A 22,404-nucleotide genomic window follows, 5' to 3' on the forward strand; every position below is an offset into this window, starting at 1 on the left:
TTTTATACAGTTTCATTTTATAATTTTTAAAAGTAAAACTTAGATGACTTATACGTTTCAAAAATTAAACATATAAGTCATCTAAGAAATCTTAAAAAAAAAACTTATATGACTTATATGTTTCAAAATCAAAATCTTACATTTTAGCTCTTTCGTATTGTTTCGGCCATTCGACATCCGCATTTAAATCATGAGCAAATGTCAATCCCAGATTCGGATTTCTAAGGGATTCTCTGGCAAATAACACTAAATCCGCTTTTCCTGAAGCAACTATTTCTTCGGCTTGAGCGGCATCAGTAATTAAACCTACGGCGCTAGTCAGGATTCCGGTTTCATTTTTTATGCTTTCCGCAAAAGGAACTTGGTAATTTGGTCCCAAAGGAATTTGTTGGTGTGAAACTAATCCTCCCGAAGAAACATCAATTAAATCCACGCCTTTTTCTTTTAACATTTTCGAAAGCTGTACCGATTCCTCCAAGTTCCATCCGCCTTCTGCCCAATCTGTAGCCGAAATTCTAACGAATAAAGGCAAGTTTTCCGGCCATTCTGATTGAACTGCATCCACGACTTCGAGTGTTAAACGGATTCGGTTTTCAAAACTTCCACCATATGCATCGGTTCTAAAATTAGACAAAGGCGAAAGAAACTGATGCAACAAATACCCGTGTGCGGCATGAATTTCCATTACCTGAAAACCTGCTTGAACCGCTCTTTTTGTAGCTGATTTAAAGTCGGAAACTACCTTTTGAATTCCCGCTTCGTCTAATGCAACGAGTGAGTTTTCAGTGTGATGATACGCAACCGCACTTGGCGCCATGGTATCCCAACCGCCTTGTGTTGCGTCTAGTTTTCGGCCTCCGTTCCAAGGTGATGCGGCACTTGCTTTTCTTCCGGCATGCGCCAATTGGATTCCGGGAACCGATTTCTGACTGATAATAAATTGATTAATCTGCTGCATTTTTTCGATTTGCTCGTCTTTCCAAAGTCCCAAATCTTCTGGTGAAATTCGACCTTCGGGAGAAACTGAAGTCGCTTCCTGGATGATTAATCCCGCACCACCACTGGCACGACTTCCAAGATGTACAAGATGCCAGTCATTGGCAAAGCCATCTTGGGCCGAATATTGGCACATTGGTGAAATAGCAATTCTATTTTTTAGCGTTATGCTTTTTATTTTGAGTGGAGAAAATAATTTTGAAGACATATCTTTATTTTAAAAGTGAAAGAAACGAGAAATGCTCATTTCAAAAAAGTAAAGTTAAGATTCACAGACCAAAGTAAGAATTGAATTTCTATTAATTAACAAACTTTTAAAATGGTATGGAACAATTATTGTAAAATAAACAAATAGAAAACCTTACTTTTGTGAGTTATAAAATTAAATTAATAAGAGGATTAGATTGCTTCGTTCCTCGCAATGACAAATAAATGGACATAGTTATCAAGCTTTCTCAATTTTTATTGAGCTTATCATTACTGATTATACTTCACGAATTAGGACATTTCATTCCTGCAAAACTGTTTAAAACCAGAGTCGAAAAATTCTACTTATTTTTTGATGTTAAATATTCCCTTATCAAAAAGAAAATTGGCGAAACTGAATACGGTATCGGTTGGTTGCCTTTGGGCGGTTATGTGAAAATTTCCGGAATGATTGACGAAAGTATGGACAAGGAACAAATGGCTTTGCCTCCTCAACCATGGGAATTTCGTTCTAAACCGGCTTGGCAACGTTTGATTATTATGCTGGGTGGTGTTACCGTAAATTTCATTTTGGCTTTTATCATTTACATCGGAATGGCATTTGCATATGGCGATACCTATATTGCTAATGAAGATTTGAAAGACGGACTTTTGATTGAGAATCCCGTTATGAACAAAGCAGGTTTTCAAACAGGAGATAAAATAATTGCCGTTGATGGTGAAAAAATCATCAAGTTTGACAATGAAATGAATATGAAAATCATCATGGCTAAACAAGTCTTGATTGAAAGAAATGGAATAGAGCAAACAATCAAAATACCAGTTGATTTCGTGGATCAATTGTCTAAAGTAGAAAAAGGTTCTTTAGTTTCTATTAGAAAACCATTTGCCATTACTTCAATTTCTGAAGGATCTTTGAATACTAATTTACAGCCAAAAGATATTATTTTGTCTTTAAATGGAGTATCAACCAAGTATTATGATCAAGTAACTTCCGTTTTAGAAAAGAATAAAAACAAAACTATTTCGGCTGTTGTTTTAAGAGATGAAAAACAAGTTCCGTTGCAAGTTATTGTTTCTAAAGATGCAAAATTAGGAATTGGTATCGGAAGCTTAGGAATGGAATCATTAGAAAAATTAGGATACTATAAAATCAGTAAACAGGAATTTAGTTTACTGGAATCAATCCCTGTAGGATTAGAGAAAGGAAAAAATCAATTAGTAGGGTACGGAAAACAATTGAAAATGATTTTTAGTCCAAGTACAGGTGCTTACAAACAAGTAGGTGGTTTTAAAGCGATATTTGATATTTTTCCTAATACGTGGAGCTGGGAAGTTTTCTGGAACATCACTGCTTTGTTATCCATAATGCTTGGCGTAATGAACTTATTGCCTATTCCAGCACTTGATGGCGGGCACGTAATGTTTTTATTATATGAAATCATCAGCGGTAAAAAACCAAGTGACAAATTCCTAGAGAATGCGCAAATGGTTGGTTTCGTATTACTTATAACGCTGTTACTATTTGCTAACGGAAATGACATTTACAAGGCAATTGTAGGGAAGTAAAAAAAATTAAAAAAAGTTTGATTTTTATTTGCACAAACCAAATGATAGCCTATCTTTGCACCGCTTTACAACTGAAACGCACATCATAATAAAGCAATTAAAAACGTTCATTCACACCAGAATAAAAATATACAGTTTCCTTCTTAGCTCAGTTGGTTAGAGCATCTGACTGTTAATCAGAGGGTCCTTGGTTCGAGCCCAAGAGAGGGAGCTTTTTAAAAAGACTTTACAGCAATGTAAGGTCTTTTTTGTTTTAAGGCGGTAGTGAAACAATATAATTGTTAGGAAGTCATAAAACCAACTTTGCACATTCCCGGTTACAAGAAATAAAAAAGAGGATTCAAAAACATTACGTTTTGAATCCTCTTTTTTTATTTCTTTCAGACTACCTTAAGATAACTACGGAATCAATCGGTCAGTACGAAGCTGTTCAAACAAATCGTAAAAGGAATCTTCCGTTCTTTGAAAAACAGGGAATCCGAGTTTGCGACTTTTAGACGTATCCGTCATCACTTCTATCGGGCGTCCTAAATCAAGATCCGTATGCCACGGAGAAGCCAACTTGTTTAAATTAGACTCTTCAAGAGCATATTGCGTAGCAATTTTTTTCCAAACCGGAGCTTCATTTTTCATTTGTTCTTCAAGAGTATGAATCGTACCATCAAAACCTATTGCTTCAATTTCGAACGATTCCGCTAATTTTTTCCAAAGCCATTTCCAACGAAAAAAATCGCCATTGACTACGTTGAATGCTTCGTTACGAGCCGCTGCTGTAGTCGAAGCCCAAATTAAATGTTCAGCCAATACTCTGGCATCGGTAACATCCGAAAGTCCATTCCATTGTGCTGCTGAACCCGGCCACTGAAATGGCTTTCCTGTTTCTTTACAAATGCTGGCAAATACCGCAAGCGTCGTACCAAGATTCATTAAGTTGCCTACTGCTTTTCCTATAACCGTATGCGGGCGGTGGATGCTCCATGTAAAACCATCTCGGGCTGCAGCAGCATAGACCTCATCTTCCTGAGCATAATAAAAATTCTCTAAATCAAGACGCGGCTGCTCTTCCCTAAGTGGAGTTTCGGGCAAAAATCCTTCTTTGGCGTAAGCCTCAAACGGTCCAAGATAATGTTTCAATCCTGTAACAAGTGCTACGTGTTGCACTGAATTTTTTGGAGATAATGCCTCGAGAAGGTTCCTTATCATCAAGCTATTTACCCGAATGTTTTCGGCTTCAGAATCCTGACGCATCCAAGTTGTAATGTAAATGTGAGTGGGAGAAATGTCTTTTAAAGCTGTTTTTAAATTCTGCAAATCCAAAAGATCTGCAGCAACAGGCTGAAGGTTCTCTATATCTTTTCGTGGATTTCTGGCTAACCCGAAAGTCGTCCACCCTTTAGCAATAAGTTTTTCTGCGAGATTGCTACCCGTTATTCCGGTTGCTCCAACAACTAGTGCTATATTTTCCATATTTCTGTTTTAAAATTTTATCAAGTACAAAATTCTAAAACATTCCATGGATTATAAAGGACATACGTCACAGATAATTTGTGACCTATATCACATCAATGCGATAAACGACTCAAAGTTTCTCTTGAAATTCCCAGATACGATGCTATTAAAGTTTTAGGAATGCGGTGAATCAAATCCGGATATAATTGGATAAATTGAATGTATCGTTCTTCTGAATTCTTACTCATTAACGATAGAATTCGGTTTTGAAGCGCAATATTGCCAGCAGTCATTTTTTGCAGAAAGAAGAATTCCATTTTCTGTAATTCGGCACACAATTTTTCTCTGTTATCAAGAGTAATATAATAGGTTTGTGCATCTTCTAAACAGTCAATATTGAGTGTGGCATTCTGGTTATTATAAAAACCTTGATTATCCGTTATCCACCAATCTTCCATGGCAAATTGCAAAATATAACTCTTTCCCGATTTGTCGATGTAAAATGATTTCAGCAGCCCTTTTACAACAAAATGAACATACGGAACAGGATTTTCTTGCTGAACAATATATTGATGTTTTTTATAGTTACCAACCGAAAAGTGAGACAGCACTAATCGAAATTCATCATCTGTTAATGGTACAATTTTCTCAATTTGTTGTCTTAAAATTTCTTCCATAGTTCCTTTGCTTAATGCCTGGATAAAAATACAATTAAAAAAGAACGATTAGGATTTATTGCCAATCTTGAATACAAAAATTAAAAATCATACGTAAAATACAAAGAAAACAACACGATGAGTTCAATGCCATTTTTAGAAAACTATTCTGTTTTTAGAAATATAAAGAAACGCTCTATCTCCAAATTATCTCGATTATTTTAGATTAGTAAAGCTGCGAATCAACTGCATTCAGGAGAATCCATTTTTTATCACTGTTGAGTTTAAAAGTACCAATATGTTCTTTATTCCATTCGTTCGGACCTATCAACGAAAGAAAGTTTACGCCTGCAGCATCTCTGTACAAATGATAGATTTCGCCAATAACGGGTTCAAATGAAAATTTAGCGCTGTATACTAATTCATTCCATTCGTATTCTTGCATCAATTTTTGATATTGCACCTTGAGTTCATTAAATTTATTCCCTAGCTCTTTATTCACATTGTCTATCCCTCTACTTTTCCAAGAAACAACATCACCTACGCTAATTACCGGAGCCCCAACATTGGTAGCGTAAGGCAATATATTTGCATTATATCCTGCTTCAACTGAATATACGACATTATCAGGTTTTTTATTTTTCATCTAATTTTAATTTATTTTTTCCAATTAATTATATGGAATCAATTAGTAACGTTTCATTTACAAATTTCAAACCTATGTTTTAAAAATAATTTTTTTTGTTTAAATATTTTAACACAAAGTTAAACAAAAAAATATAAAAATCCCACCTTCAAATAAAAGAGAGGAAGCAAAAAGGATAATCGCAAAAGTGGCTATATTTTATGTACTTCCAAAAAAAGCACCAAAAGACTACAGATGATAGTATTTTTTCTTGAAGCTCTTGTTCTTAGGATTGAACGGAAGTTCCTTAAACTTTTGATTTAGTTTCTACTACACCTTACTTAAAACACCAAATTACAGTTTGTCCAATAATTTTCTATCACTAGACCGAATCTTTCATCTGTTAATTCTAAGCAAATTTAAAATAACTATTTGTCTTTTTTATTCCTCTTTTACTATCTTTAAAAAGACTTATGAAGTACAAAGAACTAAAAAATAATACTCATGAAAAAAATCACATTAGTTTCACTTTCAATTATATCCTTTCTTTCTTTCAGTTGCGATGCGCAGGTAAAATCCAATGACATTGCTATTAAAGATGAAGTAAAAAACTATACGCTTGAAACCGTAGCTTCCGATATTGCCATTCCGTGGGGAATGACTTGGCTGCCTGACGGAACAATGTTAGTTACCGAAAAAAGTGGTATTCTGTATCATATCAAAAACGGTATAAAAACCGAAATCAAAAATGTTTCAAAAGTATATTCTCGTGGACAAGGTGGATTGTTAGATATCGTTTTACATCCTGATTATGCTAAAAATGGTTGGATTTATATGACGTATGCTTCCGATGAAGGTGAAGGTACCGGCGGCCACACAAAACTCATTCGAGCCAAATTAGTAGACGGAAGTCTGACACAAATCGAATCACTTTACAAAGCCACTCCGAATACTACAAAAGGACAACATTTTGGTTCCCGAATTGCATTTGACAACGAAGGCTATTTGTATTTCTCCGTGGGTGAGCGTGGCGATCATTTCGTAAATCCCCAAGACATTAAGCGCGATGGCGGAAAAATATACCGATTAAATGATGACGGAAGTATTCCTAAAGACAATCCGTTTGTCAGTCAGACCGGAGCAAAAGAAGCTATTTACACCTACGGGAATCGCAACCCGCAAGGAATGGCAAAAAACCCTGTAACAGGAGCAGTTTGGGCACATGAACACGGACCTCAAGGTGGAGATGAAATCAATATTATCAAGAAAGCGGCTAATTACGGATGGCCTGTTGTTACTTATGGTATCGATTATGACGGAACAACCATCAGTAAAGAAAACGAAAAACCAGGCATTGAAAAACCCATTTATTATTGGTTGCCTTCCATCGCTCCTAGCGGAATGGCTTTTGTGACCGGTGATAAATATCCGGACTGGAAAGGACATTTGTTGGTTGGTTCTTTAAAATTCCAATATCTTGAATTGTTAAAGTTGAAAGGCAATGAAGTTATCGGCAGACAAAAAATCGCTACTAATATTGGGCGTGTGCGTAATGTGGCACAAGGTCCGGATGGATATATTTACATGGGCGTGGAAGGAAAAGGAATCATCAAAATTATACCGAATTAAACGATGCTGACAACGAAATTATTTTTGGGATTTGGAGTATTTGTATTGGGAAGCTTCTCTTTCGAAAACCCATTTTCCCCAGACAACTATATTGACTTAAATACCGAAACCACAGTTGTTTCAAAATTTCAGTCACCCGGAAAAGAAATCTATGCTGATTTTTGCATGCAATGTCATGGCGCAAATGGCAAAGGAGATACTAAAAACTTCCCTCCTCTTGACGGTTCTGACTGGTTGAAAACCAAGAGGAATCAAAGTATTGCTGCTGTAAAATTTGGACAAAGTGGCGAAATTGTTGTCAATAAAATCATGTACAATAGCAGTATGCCAGCCATGGGGCTTACGGATCAGGAAGTTGCTGATGTGATGAATTACATTATGACTTCTTGGAGCAATAAACAAACCAAAATCGTTACTGAGAAAGAAGTCGCAGCCATTAAAAAATAAAATTCAGGCTTAGATTTCTATCTAAAAAACATACGATACCGAAAAACCACCATAAAAATTTACGGGATTTCCGGGGTAAAAATAACGTGGAGCAGCATTTCCAAAACCAACTGCGTTAGGCAAAATATTAGCCGCATATTGGGTATCCAATGTGTTATTTACTCCGGCATTCAGCTCTGTTTTTAGGATTTTAAGAATCGTAAAAATATACGTCGTTTTAATATCGAGCAACGAATACCGCTCACTGTATTTTGTATTGGAATCATTTAACGGAATTTTACCCATCGTTCGGAAAGAAGTGTTGACACTAAATCCATTTTTGGTATTTACATCCACTCCAAAATTGAATTGCTTTTCGGGAACGCCAGTCAATTGGTTTCCCGAATAATCAGCATCACCATCCAAGAATTCTTTGAATTTAAAGTTATTCACCGTTCCTGAAAAATAAGGTGTGATTTGAAAATGTGTTAGTTCCAAAAGTTTGTAATTAACCAAGAATTCCAATCCAGTATGAGAACTGCTACCTGCATTAATCCCTACAAATTGATCATTGGCAGTACGTCGAGCCACTAATAAATTTTTAATTTGTGTGGTATAAAAAGTTACTTCGGTGTATACTTCATTTTTAAGCCAATTCCCTTTGAAACCCAATTCATAATTCCAACCTATTTCTGGTTTCAAATCAGTGTTTATTTGACCTTCGGGAGTCAATGTTTCTGCAACTGATGGAACCGAAAATCCTTTACTGACTGATGTAAATATGTTTTTTCCTTTGCTTATTTTATACGACAAACCAACTCGTGGAGACCAAACATTTCCAAAAGTAAAAGGCATTTTTTGACTGCCAGAATTATTTTCGAAAACATCTTCTAACGAATATTTGGTTGTGTTTAATGCCATACCAGTTTCCAAATGCAGCTTTTCTGAAATCCAAAGTTCCATTTGTAAAAAGTAGTTGGTATAATTTCGGTTTTGTTTGATGGCGCTGAACTCGTCGCCTTTTATACTTCCTTGTCCCGGTTGCGATTGGTACAAATTTTCAAAAAGGGAATACTCATATTTTTCTGTTAATAACTCGGTGCCAAAACTTAGTTCAAACGGAAAAGAAAACAATCGATCTTTATAATTTAAATTGGAACGAAAACCTGCAGCACTTGTATTTTCATCCAAAATATCAAACGGTCTGGGCTCGTAAGCATCTTTAAAATTAGAAAAAACACTGGTTTGTATGGACCATTTTTTAGAAAATTGATGATCGTATCCTAATCCGAACATGAATTTATCATACGACTCAAAACCTTGTGCCGCAGCCCAAGTAGCGGCTGCTTTTTCAGGATTATTTTTTAAATCAGTCTCATTTATAGAACTCGGAATAAAAGCTTTCAATCGGGTGAACGTTCCCAAAAATGATAAATTACTGTTGGAAGTAATTTTTTGTTTGCCGTGCAGATTGAATGATTTTCTGTTATAGGAACTATTGGCTCTAAACCCATCGCTTTGTAAATCCGTAAAACTTGTGAATATATTTGTTTTGGAATCGCTGTAACCGGCCGAAAGTCGTTGCTGCAACAAACCAAAACTCCCAAAAGTAACTGTTGATTTTCCAAACGATTCTAGCAATGGCGTTTCTCTTGAAAACAGCTGAATTACACCACCCAAACCGGAACCAAAACTGGTGGAATTTGGTCCTTTTATAATTTCAATTTTTTCGATGGAAGCCAAATCAATATCGTCAATTGTAGTTTCGCCTTCACCGGAACTTAATGGTATCCCATCAAAATAGGCTTTTATTTTATTGGTTCCATATTGAGATCGGGCGCCAATACCACGAATCGTAATCCTGTTGGTGTTCAAAGCACCTTGTTGCATTGTCACCCCGGGAATCTTATTTAAAACCGGAGTCAATATAATTCCGTCACTTTTATTGATGTCGGCAGCAGTAATCACTGAAACGGAAGAAGCCGTGTTTTGAAGTACATTTTTGATTGGCAAACCCTTCAATGTAATTTCTGAAAGGGCAATTGTATCTTTTTTTATTTGGCCAAAAACAGCAGTTACACTACCTAAAAAAAGAAGAAAAGTAAGGAAATGTTTGAACAATTGCTAGAGTATTTGAATGAGTAAAAACGTTTATAAAGTTAGCCTTTTTCTTTGTATTCTTAAAAATCATTTTTTTAACAAGTCTTGATTATAGAATATTTACGTTTATATATAAGCAGGAATTTATATTCTGCTTGGTAGTGTTTTTATATTTGATTGAAATGTATTGAAAAATTACATAAAGCCCTTGTTAAACCGTAAATTATATAAAAAATAGCACTTTGAAACACTACTTTAAAGGAAAAGACGTTCTTTAAAAATCATACCTTTGTGATTGAAACAACAATTAAATTATCTTTAAACTCCGATATTCCTTTTAAATAAAAAAACAACATTATCTACCTATGAAAAAATTAGCAATTGCATGTATCACACTTCCTTTATTGTTGTTAAGTACTGTAGCCTGTAATCGTGGCAAAGCAGCCGATATAGAAAGCGAAACAGAGAAAACGAAAACAGTAAACGCAGATTCAATAGAGAAAAAAACAGTTCTTACCATTGACACGCTTGATTTTAATAAAAGAATGGTCGCTTTAAGCAACAATGACACTACTGGCAGATGGCCTGTAAAAGCGCCTTACCCTTTACCTGGCGCGTTATTACCATACAATAGAATTATTGCCTATTACGGAAATTTATACTCCACAAGAATGGGAATCTTGGGTGAACTTCCCCGAAAAGAAATGTTGGCAAAATTACAAGGCGAAGTAGCTAAATGGCAGGCAGCTGATTCTACTGTAAAAACAATTCCCGCTTTGCACTACATTGCTGTTACGGCTCAAGGCGCTCCGGGGAAAAACAACATGCACCGCTTGCGAATGCCTTTTAAACAAATTGATACTGTTATCAGTTGGGCAAAACCAATCAATGCATTAGTGTTTTTAGATATTCAAGTAGGTCACAGTACGGTGAAAGCTGAAGTGGCTGAGTTAGAAAAATACCTTTCTATGCCTAATGTACATCTTGGAATTGACCCTGAATTTTCGATGAAAAACGGAGAGCGTCCAGGTTCTAAAATCGGGCATTTTACTGCCGCAGATATTAATGACGCCATTACTATTTTGGCAGACATTGTGCGCAAAAATAAACTGACTCCCAAAGTGTTAGTAATACACCGTTTTACACAAGGTATGGTGAAAAACTACAAAGAAATCAAAACCGTACCCGAAGTTCAAATCGTTATGGACATGGATGGTTTTGGAAGTAAAGTATTAAAAAAAGATTCTTATATGAGTTATATTTATAGAGAACCCGTACAGTTTGCCGGTTTTAAATTATTTTATAAAAATGACAATAAAAAGGATTGGAAAATGTACAGCCCGGAAGAATTAGTAAAATTCACTCCAAAACCGATTTATATTCAGTACCAATAATTTACCATTGAATTCATGAAAAATATTTTTTATTCCGTTTTCGTGGGACTTTTTTTATTGGTGGGCTGCCAATCAGAATCCCGTAAAATAGTTCCAGAAGTTCCGCTTGTTGCTGCTCCAGCAAAAATTGTTGCTCCAAAAAAAGTAGCTGCTGATGCCGCGACTATTCTTTCGAAAAAAGAAGTGCCCATTTTATGTTATCATAACATCAGGGATTTTAGCGACAGTGCGAGTGGAAACGTGAAAGTATATACCGTAAAACCTCCTGCTTTTGCGGAACAAATGAAAACGTTAGCTGATGCAGGCTACCAAACCATTTTGCCAGAACAATTATATAATTATTTGGTTTTTGATGGGCCATTACCTGCAAAACCAATCATGATTACCTTTGATGATACGCGGGAAGAACAATTTAGCATTGGCGCAGCCGAAATGAAAAAATACGGCTTCAAAGGGGTATTTTTCATCATGACAGTTTCAATTAACCGTCCCGGATATATGAGCAAAGAGCAAATCAAAAGCTTGTCTGACGAAGGGCATGTTGTAGGAGCACATACTTGGGATCATCATATGGTTACAAAATATACCGGAGACGATTGGAATACACAATTGGTAAAACCAAAAGCAAAACTGGAGGAAATCATAGGAAAACCAGTAACCGATTTTGCCTATCCGTTTGGATTATGGAATACCGCGGCAATCCCTGAAATAAAAAAGAGTGATTATAAAATGGCTTATATTTTATCTACCAAAAGAGATCCTGTAGATCCGTTACACACCATCAGACGCATTATAGTTTCAGGAACTTGGTCTATTGAAGGAACAATGAAGGCTATAAATTCTTCTTTTAACAAAGCAGAATAGCCCATTAAACAGATTCTAAATTCGCATTTGTTTTATAAATTAAACCAACTGTACTAACTATAAATTAAGAACACAACTGTTGAAAAGGTTCCTTACATAATCTTTTATCCTTTACTTCTAAAGAGTTTCTTATCTAAAAATAGCGTTTATAAAAAAAGCACTATCTTATTCCAAGGAATACGATAGTGCTTTTTTTATGTGAACAACCCTTTCTTATCTTGGTGACAGCCACCCTTCAGGATTGTTATATGTCGTATTTTGAAGGATTAGGAATTTAATGATTGTTTTACCCGTTTCCCCATTGGTTCTTACTTTTCCAAGGCTTTGCTTGATACTCACTTTATCGCCTTTGCTAACATTCACAGAACTTAGATTTTGATAGACCGTGAAGTAATCCCCATGTTGTATCATTACCGCTTTGTTTACGGGTGACAAAACAATAACGCTGGTTACTTCTCCGCCAAAAACGGCTCTGGCACTTGCGCCTTTGTCAGTGGTGATTTCTACACCGCTATTGTGTACGATTATCGTATTAAACAATGGATGCGTTTGGTTGCCGTATCCTAATGACACATATCCTTTTTCAACAGGGTAAGGCAATCTTCCTCTGTTGGCTCTAAAATTATCTGCAACAATTTTGGCTTCCGGAGTTAACTCAATTTTGGATGATGACACCGCAGCTTTAGAAACCGGGGCATTCGGATTGGCTTTTGCCTTTTCTAAGGCTGCTTTCCTGTTGGCTGCAGCAATAGCTTCCCGAATTAATTTATTGATTTGCCTGTCAATTTTTTTGTACTCTTGTTGTCTTTTTCTAATTTCTTGGGAAATCTTATTCTTATCTTTTTTGATAACGCTTACCAACTTTAACTGCTCTTTTTTCTCTTTTTCAAGTGACAATCGTTCTTTTTCGTTTTCAGCAATCAGTTTTTGTTTTGCTGTTTTTTGTACGTTTAGTTTTTGATTAAAATCCGTAAGCTTATTCGACTTCGTTTTTATTTCTTCACCCTGCATTTTTCTATAGCTGGTGTATTGCTTCATATACTGGGCTCTTTTGTAAGCCTGTAAAAAATTTTCAGACGACAATAAGAACATTGCTCTACTTTCGGCTGAACGACTTTTATATGATTTCACAATCATTTCGGCATAATCCTCCTTAAGTTCTGCCAATTCTTTCTTCAATTTATTAATCTGAACTTGATTAATATACATGTCATTACTCAGCAATTTGGTTTGCTTTTCAGTCGTGTTTATTAATTTTTCTTTAAGCTTTATTTTAGTGCTTTGAATAATCACTACGTTAACAGCAGATTTTTCTTTTTTCTTTACAGATTGTAATAACTTTTCATTTTCTCTAATTTCTTTTTGAATTTGAGCTTTACGTTCTTCTAATTTTTCTTGTTGTGATTCCTGACTCCACAGTAATGAAGTCATACAGATAAAAATTAGGCTTAGGAGAAATTTTGGCATATCGAAAAAATATTTTTGCTAATTTACTTAATTATAATTCTTTTGTACCCATTTGGAACACTATAAGGAAAAGAAAGTTCTTCATTGAAAGTTACCGAGTTGTATTCCAGATTGATTTCGGTATTTCCTTTCTTCTGAAATGTATTGATCAGGACACTTGTAGGCAATGTAGCCTGATTGTATACTTTGTTGTCCGCGTACGCTACTTTAATCATTCTCTCTTCGGCAGTTTGCGTGATTTCTTGTTTTTGAACCAAGAATTTATCAGCATCTAAAAAGAATGATTTTTTCGTGTTTTTATTCGATGTATCATCCAATCGATACGTTTGTTCCAATAACGTTTCCAAATATTTTCCTTTGGTCAAATCATCAATTGCCTGACCTAACAACATGTTCTGGATTTTATTGTAATCTAAATCCGTTCCTAACCATTGGCTTAAACTACTGAAATCACCTTCAAAATATTTCCCGTTTATCTTTTCGTAATAGCTCACTGTTTTAGGAGTGATTAATGCTTTTGCCATTGTAATTCCCAGAAAACGAATGCTTACCAAAATTTGTTCGTCTTTCTTGATTTTGATTTCAGCAGTAACATTTTGCGTTTGTTTATCATCGGCATAACGAGCACTTGACTTAATATATAATGTAGAAAATTCATTTTTATTGTTGTAATGATTTTCTATTATTTTTTTGGCCGACATTTTTTCTGCCGCTGCAACTGGCTCATTACCGGCTGCAATAGCAACAGCTTTGGATTTGCACGAAACCATAAAAACAGTAAGTAGTACTAATATTGAAATTTTTTTGATCATTTTTTTCCTTTTAATAATTGATTGGCTTTAGCAAAAAACAAGTCTTTTTTCTTGAAATCTCCCAAACCATTATACGCTTCTCCAAGCTGGATATTGAAATTTATTTCCAATTCCTTATTCTCCACTACATAATCCATGCCCATTTCTAAAAAATCCTTTGCTTTTTTAAATTGCTGCAGCTGATTGTTAGCCAAACCAGCATAATAATAAAACTGAGGCTGCGTTGGGAAAGTCTCTACCAGCTCCAGAGCTTTCTTGGCTACTGCATCAAATTGTTTCATCTCCGTATGCGCTTGAAGCAAAAGCAAATGCTTTTCAACAGCATCACCTACTCCATTATTTACCGATTTTTCATAATATACAATGGCTTTTTCCCATTGTTTTTTAGCGTGAAAAAATTTCCCTATTTCTTTCGCAACATCAACAGATTTGTCATTTTCGAAATAACCAACAGCTTTCTCTAAATCAGGCGAATATTGCGGATTTTTATCGGTAAAAATCAGAAATTCATTTAGAATCCGATGCTTAATTTTCGAATCTATTTTGGCACTGGCCAAAACAATATTCATTGCTTTTATCGCTTTTCCTGCAGCATTTGAATCTAAATAATTCTTGAATAAACTCACTTGCGCCCACTCCGAATTTGGGATTGCTTTTTCGAGTTTTTTTACTGTTTCAAAAGCTTTTGTCTCTTCATTATTTTTAGAATACAAAAATATCAAACTGATATAATTAGACTCTTCTTGCGGATTTTTGACAATCAATCCCTCCAGATTCGAAATTTCGTTGTTCTGAAACTTCCCTTCAGACAAAATTTGGCTTTTGTATAATTCCCTGCGATCTGTTTTTCCAACAGTTTCATTGAGTTCCTGAATCAGCGCCAACGCTTTCTCATACTGATTGGTCCCGATATACAGTGAGGTCAAATCTTCTTTGTATTTTGGATCAAATTCAATCAACTTATTAATGACGATAATCCCCTGATTGAAATTTTTAGTTTCATAACTCACATCATACATTCCTATCCAAAACCATTTATTTTCAGGGTCAATCTTGGCCGCATTTTCAAAGTAATTATAGGCAGTTTTATACTCTTTTAATGCTAAATAATTCTTTCCTAATTCATAATAAACGGTCGCATCATTCGGTTTTATTTTATTGGCTTTATCCAAAGCTACTATCGCCTTATCATAATTTTCAATTCCTTTTTGAAGCAACGATTCATAAAAAAGTTCTTGAAACTGATCTGTATCGAGCTTGATTTCCTCGGGTTCCGTTTGCGCCCATAGCAAAGCCGAATTGCATTGCAAAACGAGAAATAAAATTATGAAAGCACTTTTTTTCATTTCAAATTTAATCCTACATCATTTTAAAAAGATGCAGGAATTGTATTTTATTTATTCCAATACCGAATAATCTCCGATACTGATGCTGGTGAAATTCCCATCGAAACTAGCGTGATTTCCGATCATCGCATTGTCTAAATTCGCATTTTTGATATGAGAATGCGTTTGTACCAAACTGTTTTGTATCGTACTGTTTGAAACATGACATCCATCGCCTAAAGAAACATTTGGACCAACAGTTGCGTTTGTCAGAACTACATCTTTACCGATATAACAAGGCGGAATAATAGTCGAATTATCTAATTTGACATCAAAATCCACTAGATGTTCACCATCATTATGCAAGAAACCTAACATTCTGGAATTCGTTTCCACAGTTACATTTTTGTTACCGCAATCCATCCATTCATCTACTTTACCGGGAACGAAAGTCATTCCTTTGGCCATCATCTGTTTGATTCCGTCATTTATCTGGTATTCGCCACCGTGGATAATGTTGTTGTCTAATACTAATTGTAATTCGTTTTTCAGTACGGTCACATCTTTAAAATAGTAGATTCCAATTACGGCAAGATCAGATACAAAAGTTGCCGGTTTCTCCACTAGCTCAACTATTTCATTCGCTTCATTCAATTTTACGACACCAAAAGCTTCTGGTTCGTCTACTTGTTTTACCCAAATCACGCTGTCGGCATTTTGGTCTAAATCGAAATCCGCCCGAATTAACGTATCGGCATAAGCGATAACTGCGGGTCCGCTCAAAGAATCTTTGGCACACATAATCGCGTGACCGGTTCCTAAAGCTTCGTTTTGGTAATAAATAGTTCCTTTGGCGCCTAGTTTTTGTGCAATAGCAAGTAGTTCTTCTTCTACTTTTTTGCCAAAACTTTCGTGTATAATAAAGGCTACTTCTTCGATATCTTGATTCAACACGCCTGCAATATCTTCCACCAAACGATGAACGATTGGTTTTCCGGCGATAGGAATTAATGGTTTAGGAATGGTTAATGTATGTGGACGAAGACGTGAGCCACGACCGGCCATTGGCACAATTATTTTCATGTTCTTTTATATTAAAGGATTGAAAAATTAGAATTAAAAATCTTTGAATTATTAAATCTTTGAATTATTAAATTAATTTATTTAACTCCCGTACTTCCAAAACCGCCTTCTCCTCTGGAGGTCTCTGTCAATTCCTGAACCTCGATCCACTCCGCACGTTCGTGTTTTGCGATGATGAGTTGTGCAATTCGTTCTCCGTTTTGGATAACGAAATCTTCATTGGATAAATTTACTAAAATAACTCCAATTTCACCACGATAATCCGCATCTACTGTTCCGGGAGCATTCAGGACCGTAATTCCGTTTTTGGCGGCCAGTCCGCTTCTTGGACGAACTTGTGCTTCGTAACCTATAGGTAATTCGATGAAAAGACCTGTTTTTACGATGGCTCTTTCCAGTGGTTTTAGTGTTATGGATTCCGATAAGTTGGCTCGTAAGTCCATTCCTGCCGAGGCTATGGTTTCATAGTTAGGCAAGGCATGTTGTGATTTGTTGATTATGTTTATTGTCATTGTTTTTTATTTAAAAATAGTAATGCAGGAGGGACAAGTCGCCACTTGCTCATATATATTTTTTGTATTGTTTTCGATTTTTTTAGCCCTGATTGAAGCGGCATCCTTTTCTTTTTTTCTTTAAAAAAGAAAAGATATAGCAAAAAGCAGGAAATAGCTCCTAAAAACTAGATTCTAATTCTTTTTTCGGTTCAACATTTTGATTAATAATTCTTTTTCATTGTGATATATAAAATACATAAACACCAGTAATAACGTGATTCCTACATAATAATTCTCTCTGAAACCATAAAAGGAAACTGCCGAAAATCCTACTGAAATCAATAGATACATGAATATTTTATTGGTATCATACGGAATAGGATAATATTTATTCCCAAAATAATACGAAATGGTCATCATGCTTCCGTACGCAGCAATGGTGGCAATTGCCGAGCCGTAATAACTCATTGTAGGGATCAGCAGGTAATTTAACACCAGTGTGATTACAGCTCCCACAATTGAAATATAGGCACCAATATGAGTTTTGTCAATTAGTTTGTACCAAACGGAAAGATTAGTATAAATTCCTAAGAAAAAGTTGGCCAGAATGATTAATGGAACCACTTTCATCGCTTCCCAATAAGACTCATCCTGAATCATAATAACTTTTAGAATATCCGCAAAAACGATAACAGACAGTAATATGAAAGACCCAAAAATGACAAAATATTTGGTAATTGTAGCATACGTTTGTGGTGCATCCTGACTATCCGAGTGGCTAAAAAAGAAAGGCTCGATTCCCAATGTATAGGCGGTACGATACAAAACCATGAACAAACCGAGCTTGTAACAGGCGGAATACACTCCTACTTCGGCGGCGGCAATATCAGGTGGCAATAAATAACCCAAAAGTATTTTGTCGAATTGTTCATTGATGGCAAATGCTATTCCGGCCACCATAATAGGCATGCCGTACTGCATCATTCGTTTCCATAATTTGTAATCAAAATGCCATTTCAATTTGAAATAATTAGGTGACAGCAGTATGAAGGTAAGTAAGCTGGCAACAATATTGGACACAAAAATATAGCCTATCTGAAAATCTTCCAGATATAAAGAGCGTAAAACACTGTCTGGATTTGATTCTGCAATAGCGGGTAAATAACTTAAAAAGAAAAGGTTCAAAAACAGATTGACGGCTACATTTCCTATTTTGATTATCGCGTATTTTACGGGTTGCTGATTGACTCTTAATTTAGAGAATGGAACAATCACCAAAGCGTCAAGTACTAAAATCCAAATCGTGTAACTAATGTATTGTTCGTCTATTTCAGCCCAACTCGATATTGTATTTCGGAATAATAAGGCTATGAATAAAAACGCTATGGAAGTCCAAAAAATGGAAACGGACGTAGTTTCAACTACTGAATTCTTGTTGGTTTCTTTATTGTAAAACCTAAAAAACGCGGTTTCCATTCCGTAAGAAAGAATGACGTTGAAAAAAATCATTCCGGCAAAAATGATGGAAACCTTTCCGTATTCTGCTTTTGGGAGTAAATCCGTGTATAATGGCACCAATAAAAAACTGAACATTCGCGGCACAACCGTTGCTAATCCGTAAATGGCAGTCTGTTTAAAAAGGTTTTTATATAATCCCAAAATGGTGTATTTATTAAAATTAAGGAAACAAAAATAACTAATTCTTTGGTTTAATACGACAATGTGAATGTTTGTTTTGAAACAGATCTATCAGCAACAAAAGCATTCCATTTACAAAAAATTATCGCAATGGCTTTTCTTTGAGATTGGTTATTTTAAAAAATTGGGTTTTATTATCTTGCTTATATTCCAAAACTGCTTCGTTGAGTTTTAAATCGAATTTAGATTTTAGAATTACTGGTGTTTTATTGCCATATTCTTTGGCAGGATTACTATCCATAATGAAATCTTCCTCTTTATTGCTTTGCAAAAAAGAAGATTTAAAGTCTTTTGGTGTAATTTCTTGAACCGGAGATTCTTGATTGTGAAAATAGATTTTTTCCAGTTTTATATTTGCTGACAGCGGATTTTTGAATTCGATATAAAAATTGATTACGCTGCTTTCCATACCGTTTTTCTCTTTATGATAAAAAACCGACTGTATTTCTTGAGGAAATTCCGTTTGAAATTCTTGTTTCATAGCACAGAAAGTTAGGCTGATTGCAGTAATAAATAAGAGACCAATTATTTTATATCCTTTCATAATTCTCAATTTAACTTAATCCTTCTTCATTCAAAATCTTAAGAAAGTGAAATCCTTTTGGCACATACCCTTGGTTGTAATAAAAGCGATGTGCGGTGAAATTTCCGGTAAAAGCATCTAAAACTATCATGGTACAGCCCGTTTCTTTGGCCAAAACATCAACATAATCCGTCATCATTTTACCCAAACCTTTGGAACGGTGATCCGGGTGAACAATAAAATTATCAATCTCGATGTATTTTCCCGACCAAAGTTTTGTTCCCGACCAAAATCCGGAAACCGCCACACAAACTTCATTTTCAAAAACGGCTACCTGTTTATAATTATGCGGAATCATTTCGACCAGATATGATTTGTATTTTTCTACTGTAAAGGTGGGATATAAAAATCGCATCACATCAATGTTGCTAAGCATCTCATCTACCGAAGTCAGTTCTCTAATTTCTAATTTCATTCTTCCTAGTATTATTTTAAACTATAAAATTAAACAAAAAAAGAGCCAACAGATGTTGGCTCTTACAATATATTTTGAATCAATAATTTATTACCCATTCAATGCTTCTGCTCCACCAACAATCTCTAAAATTTCATTAGTAATAGAAGCCTGACGTGCTTTATTGTACGTCAATTTCAATTGATTTCTCAATTCCGTTGCATTATCAGTTGCTTTGTGCATGGCAGTCATACGCGCTCCGTGTTCTGAAGCAAATGAATCACGAATTCCTTTATACAATTGTGTTTTCAACGATTTTGGAATCAAAGTCAACACGATTTCTTCTTTTGAAGGTTCAAAAATATAATCTCCTGGTGTAACAGTAAGATCCGATTTTAAGGGTGCTAATGGCAAAAATTGTTCGGTTTGAACGATTTGTGTAGCAGCATTTTTAAATTGGTTGTAAATCAACTCAATTTTATCATATTCACCAGAAACGAATTTCTCTGTTAAAATATCAGCAATTTTAGCAACATTATCAAAAGTCAATGCATCAAAAACAGCGCTTTGATTATCTACAACCGACAATGTTTTACTTAAAACATCATTTCCTTTTTTTCCTATGGCAAAAATATCCACTTGTTTACCTGCGTAAAATTCAGCACGATTTTTAGCTTCTTTAATTGCATTAGTATTAAAAGCACCCGCTAAACCTCTGTTAGAAGTTACTACAACAAGTAATACTTTCTTGATTTCGCGTTGCGTTGTAAACTCTCCGCCAGCGTCACCTTCCAGTGTAGCAGAAAGATTTTGCAATAATTCCGTTAATTTTTCGGCATAAGGGCGCATTGCTGTGATTGCATCTTGTGCTTTCTTTAGCTTTGCTGCAGAAACCATTTTCATCGCTGATGTAATTTGCATCGTAGATGAAACGGAAGTAATTCTATTACGGATTTCCTTTAAATTTGCCATTTTATGTGGGTATTGGGTTGTTGGTTTTAGGTGCTGGATTTAGAAAAATCTAAAACCTAACACCCAAAACCTAGAAACCTAATTAGTTATATTTTGCTGATAATTCTTTTGCTACAGTTTCAATTACATCTGTAATTTCGTCTGTTAATTTTCCTGCTTTCAAAGCATCAAGAGTTGCTCTGTGTTTATTGTTCAAGAATTCCAAGAAATCTTTCTCAAATTCTCTCACTTTGTTCACAGGAACATTTCTCAATAAGTTTTTAGAACCAGCATAGATAATTGCAACTTGGTCTTCAACAGTATACGGATCGTTCAAACCTTGTTTTAAGATTTCAACGTTTCTTTTTCCTTTTTCAATTACGTTTAAAGTAACTGCATCTAAATCAGAACCAAATTTAGCAAACGCTTCCAATTCACGGAATTGTGCTTGATCTAGTTTCAAAGTACCTGCTACTTTTTTCATTGATTTAATTTGTGCATTTCCTCCAACACGAGATACCGAAATACCTACGTTAATTGCTGGACGTACCCCAGAGTTAAACAAATCTCCATCCAAGAAAATTTGACCATCTGTAATCGAAATTACGTTTGTTGGGATGTATGCAGAAACGTCACCAGCTTGAGTCTCAATAATTGGCAAAGCAGTAAGAGAACCACCACCTTTTACAATTGGTTTCAATGAATCTGGTAAATCGTTCATGTTTTTAGCAATTCCATCATCTGCAATTACTTTACACGCACGTTCTAATAATCTACTGTGTAAGTAGAAAACGTCTCCAGGATATGCTTCACGTCCCGGTGGTCTTCTTAATAAAAGAGAAACCTCACGGTATGCAACAGCTTGTTTAGATAAATCATCATAAACAATTAAAGCCGGACGACCTGAATCTCTAAAATATTCTCCAATTGCAGCACCTGCGAAAGGAGCATACACTTGCATCGGAGCTGGATCAGAAGCATTAGCAGCAACAATAATGGTATACGCCATTGCTCCTTTTTCTTCTAACATTTTAGCAATTCCTGCTACAGTTGACGCTTTTTGTCCAATTGCAACATATATACAGAATACTGGTTTCCCAGCATCATAAAATTCTTTTTGATTTAAGATAGTGTCAATACAAACAGTTGATTTACCTGTTTGACGGTCACCAATAACCAATTCACGTTGTCCACGACCAACTGGAATCATAGCATCTACTGCTTTGATACCTGTTTGTAATGGCTCAGTAACTGGTTGACGGAAGATAACTCCAGGAGCTTTTCTTTCTAAAGGCATTTCGTACAAAGTACCTCCAATTGGTCCTTTTCCATCAATTGGAAAACCAAGTGTGTTTACTACACGTCCTACCATTTGTTCTCCTACTTTAAGAGAAGCGATACGTTGTGTTCTTTTTGCAGTTGAACCTTCTTTGATTCCTGTAGACGGTCCTAAAAGTACCACACCCACATTGTCTTCTTCAAGGTTCAAAACAATAGCTTCTAATCCATTGTCAAATTCCACTAGTTCCCCGTATTGAACATTTGATAGCCCGTAAACACGAGCAATACCATCTCCAACTTGAAGCACTGTTCCTACTTCTTCTAGTGTAGCACCAGATTCAAAACCTTCTACTTGCTTTCTTAATATTGCTGAAATTTCAGCAGGTTTGATTTCCGCCATC

At 35.4% G+C, this 22,404-nt stretch carries 20 protein-coding genes and 1 tRNA gene; 6 read left to right on the plus strand and 15 right to left on the minus strand.

Annotated elements, in window-relative coordinates:
- Window positions 1-136: 136 nt before the first annotated feature.
- Complete coding sequence (locus BMX64_RS03840; protein ID WP_091166410.1) at window positions 137-1,204, minus strand: NADH:flavin oxidoreductase/NADH oxidase; 1,068 nt, start codon at window positions 1,202-1,204, stop codon at window positions 137-139.
- A gap of 224 nt (window positions 1,205-1,428) precedes the next feature.
- Between BMX64_RS03840 and rseP the strand changes: the two genes are divergently transcribed.
- Together rseP and BMX64_RS03850 are read left to right on the plus strand one after the other, a co-directional pair.
- Complete coding sequence (gene rseP / locus BMX64_RS03845) at window positions 1,429-2,772, plus strand: RIP metalloprotease RseP (RefSeq protein ID WP_091166411.1); 1,344 nt, start codon at window positions 1,429-1,431, stop codon at window positions 2,770-2,772.
- Between the two features lie 137 nt (window positions 2,773-2,909).
- Window positions 2,910-2,983: transfer RNA gene (locus tag BMX64_RS03850), tRNA-Asn, on the plus strand.
- A gap of 188 nt (window positions 2,984-3,171) precedes the next feature.
- On the opposite strand, the gene BMX64_RS03855 is transcribed toward BMX64_RS03850, so the two are convergent.
- The 3 genes from BMX64_RS03855 to BMX64_RS03865 form a co-directional block, all read right to left on the minus strand.
- Window positions 3,172-4,239 (minus strand): SDR family oxidoreductase, encoded by a 1,068-nt coding sequence (locus tag BMX64_RS03855; RefSeq protein WP_091166412.1) that lies wholly within the window; start codon window positions 4,237-4,239, stop codon window positions 3,172-3,174.
- Window positions 4,240-4,334: 95 nt separating this feature from the next.
- Entirely contained in the window at window positions 4,335-4,898 is a 564-nt protein-coding gene (locus tag BMX64_RS03860; RefSeq protein WP_091166413.1) for a Crp/Fnr family transcriptional regulator, read from the minus strand.
- Between the two features lie 205 nt (window positions 4,899-5,103).
- On the minus strand, window positions 5,104-5,523 hold the full coding sequence (locus BMX64_RS03865; protein ID WP_091166414.1) for a DUF2452 domain-containing protein: 420 nt from the start codon (window positions 5,521-5,523) through the stop codon (window positions 5,104-5,106).
- 483 nt (window positions 5,524-6,006) lie between these two features.
- Here BMX64_RS03865 and BMX64_RS03870 point away from each other — a divergent pair, with 483 nt between their 5' ends.
- Together BMX64_RS03870 and BMX64_RS03875 are read left to right on the plus strand one after the other, a co-directional pair.
- Window positions 6,007-7,131 (plus strand): PQQ-dependent sugar dehydrogenase, encoded by a 1,125-nt coding sequence (locus BMX64_RS03870; protein ID WP_091166415.1) that lies wholly within the window; start codon window positions 6,007-6,009, stop codon window positions 7,129-7,131.
- Window positions 7,132-7,134: 3 nt separating this feature from the next.
- The gene (locus BMX64_RS03875) at window positions 7,135-7,578 is read left to right on the plus strand and encodes a c-type cytochrome (protein WP_091166416.1); all 444 of its coding nucleotides are present in this window, start codon (window positions 7,135-7,137) and stop codon (window positions 7,576-7,578) included.
- 21 nt (window positions 7,579-7,599) lie between these two features.
- Here BMX64_RS03875 and BMX64_RS03880 read toward each other — a convergent pair whose 3' ends face one another.
- Window positions 7,600-9,678 (minus strand): TonB-dependent receptor family protein, encoded by a 2,079-nt coding sequence (locus BMX64_RS03880; protein ID WP_091166417.1) that lies wholly within the window; start codon window positions 9,676-9,678, stop codon window positions 7,600-7,602.
- Window positions 9,679-10,022: 344 nt separating this feature from the next.
- Here BMX64_RS03880 and BMX64_RS03885 point away from each other — a divergent pair, with 344 nt between their 5' ends.
- Together BMX64_RS03885 and BMX64_RS03890 are read left to right on the plus strand one after the other, a co-directional pair.
- A complete protein-coding gene (locus tag BMX64_RS03885; RefSeq protein WP_091166418.1) occupies window positions 10,023-11,051 on the plus strand; it encodes a hypothetical protein in 1,029 nt (342 codons plus the stop codon).
- A gap of 15 nt (window positions 11,052-11,066) precedes the next feature.
- On the plus strand, window positions 11,067-11,915 hold the full coding sequence (locus BMX64_RS03890; protein WP_091166419.1) for a polysaccharide deacetylase family protein: 849 nt from the start codon (window positions 11,067-11,069) through the stop codon (window positions 11,913-11,915).
- Window positions 11,916-12,128: 213 nt separating this feature from the next.
- Here BMX64_RS03890 and BMX64_RS03895 read toward each other — a convergent pair whose 3' ends face one another.
- The 10 genes from BMX64_RS03895 to atpA all read right to left on the minus strand — a co-directional run bounded on the left by BMX64_RS03895 (window position 12,129) and on the right by atpA (window position 22,403).
- Complete coding sequence (locus BMX64_RS03895; protein WP_244273215.1) at window positions 12,129-13,346, minus strand: murein hydrolase activator EnvC family protein; 1,218 nt, start codon at window positions 13,344-13,346, stop codon at window positions 12,129-12,131.
- 59 nt (window positions 13,347-13,405) lie between these two features.
- Entirely contained in the window at window positions 13,406-14,194 is a 789-nt protein-coding gene (locus BMX64_RS03900; RefSeq protein WP_091166421.1) for a lipoprotein insertase outer membrane protein LolB1, read from the minus strand.
- Window positions 14,191-15,540, minus strand: a complete 1,350-nt coding sequence (locus BMX64_RS03905; protein ID WP_091166422.1) for a tetratricopeptide repeat protein — start codon at window positions 15,538-15,540, stop codon at window positions 14,191-14,193. The genes BMX64_RS03900 and BMX64_RS03905 overlap by 4 nt, the downstream gene beginning before the upstream one ends.
- 51 nt (window positions 15,541-15,591) lie before the next feature.
- Window positions 15,592-16,602: a sugar phosphate nucleotidyltransferase gene (locus BMX64_RS03910; protein ID WP_091166423.1), complete on the minus strand. Its 1,011-nt coding sequence runs from the start codon at window positions 16,600-16,602 to the stop codon at window positions 15,592-15,594.
- A gap of 77 nt (window positions 16,603-16,679) precedes the next feature.
- The gene (dut, locus tag BMX64_RS03915; protein ID WP_091166424.1) at window positions 16,680-17,114 is read right to left on the minus strand and encodes a dUTP diphosphatase; all 435 of its coding nucleotides are present in this window, start codon (window positions 17,112-17,114) and stop codon (window positions 16,680-16,682) included.
- Between the two features lie 174 nt (window positions 17,115-17,288).
- On the minus strand, window positions 17,289-18,755 hold the full coding sequence (locus BMX64_RS03920) for a lipopolysaccharide biosynthesis protein (protein WP_091166425.1): 1,467 nt from the start codon (window positions 18,753-18,755) through the stop codon (window positions 17,289-17,291).
- 121 nt (window positions 18,756-18,876) lie between these two features.
- A complete protein-coding gene (locus BMX64_RS03925) occupies window positions 18,877-19,275 on the minus strand; it encodes a hypothetical protein (protein WP_143056050.1) in 399 nt (132 codons plus the stop codon).
- A 73-nt stretch (window positions 19,276-19,348) separates the two neighbouring features.
- Window positions 19,349-19,792 (minus strand): GNAT family N-acetyltransferase, encoded by a 444-nt coding sequence (locus BMX64_RS03930; protein ID WP_091166427.1) that lies wholly within the window; start codon window positions 19,790-19,792, stop codon window positions 19,349-19,351.
- A gap of 90 nt (window positions 19,793-19,882) precedes the next feature.
- Window positions 19,883-20,743 (minus strand): ATP synthase F1 subunit gamma, encoded by an 861-nt coding sequence (atpG, locus tag BMX64_RS03935; protein WP_091166428.1) that lies wholly within the window; start codon window positions 20,741-20,743, stop codon window positions 19,883-19,885.
- A gap of 82 nt (window positions 20,744-20,825) precedes the next feature.
- Window positions 20,826-22,403: a F0F1 ATP synthase subunit alpha gene (atpA, locus tag BMX64_RS03940; protein ID WP_091166429.1), complete on the minus strand. Its 1,578-nt coding sequence runs from the start codon at window positions 22,401-22,403 to the stop codon at window positions 20,826-20,828.
- Window position 22,404: the final 1 nt, after the last annotated feature.

This window comes from Flavobacterium sinopsychrotolerans (genome assembly GCF_900110375.1).
In the GTDB taxonomy this organism is placed as follows: domain Bacteria; phylum Bacteroidota; class Bacteroidia; order Flavobacteriales; family Flavobacteriaceae; genus Flavobacterium; species Flavobacterium sinopsychrotolerans.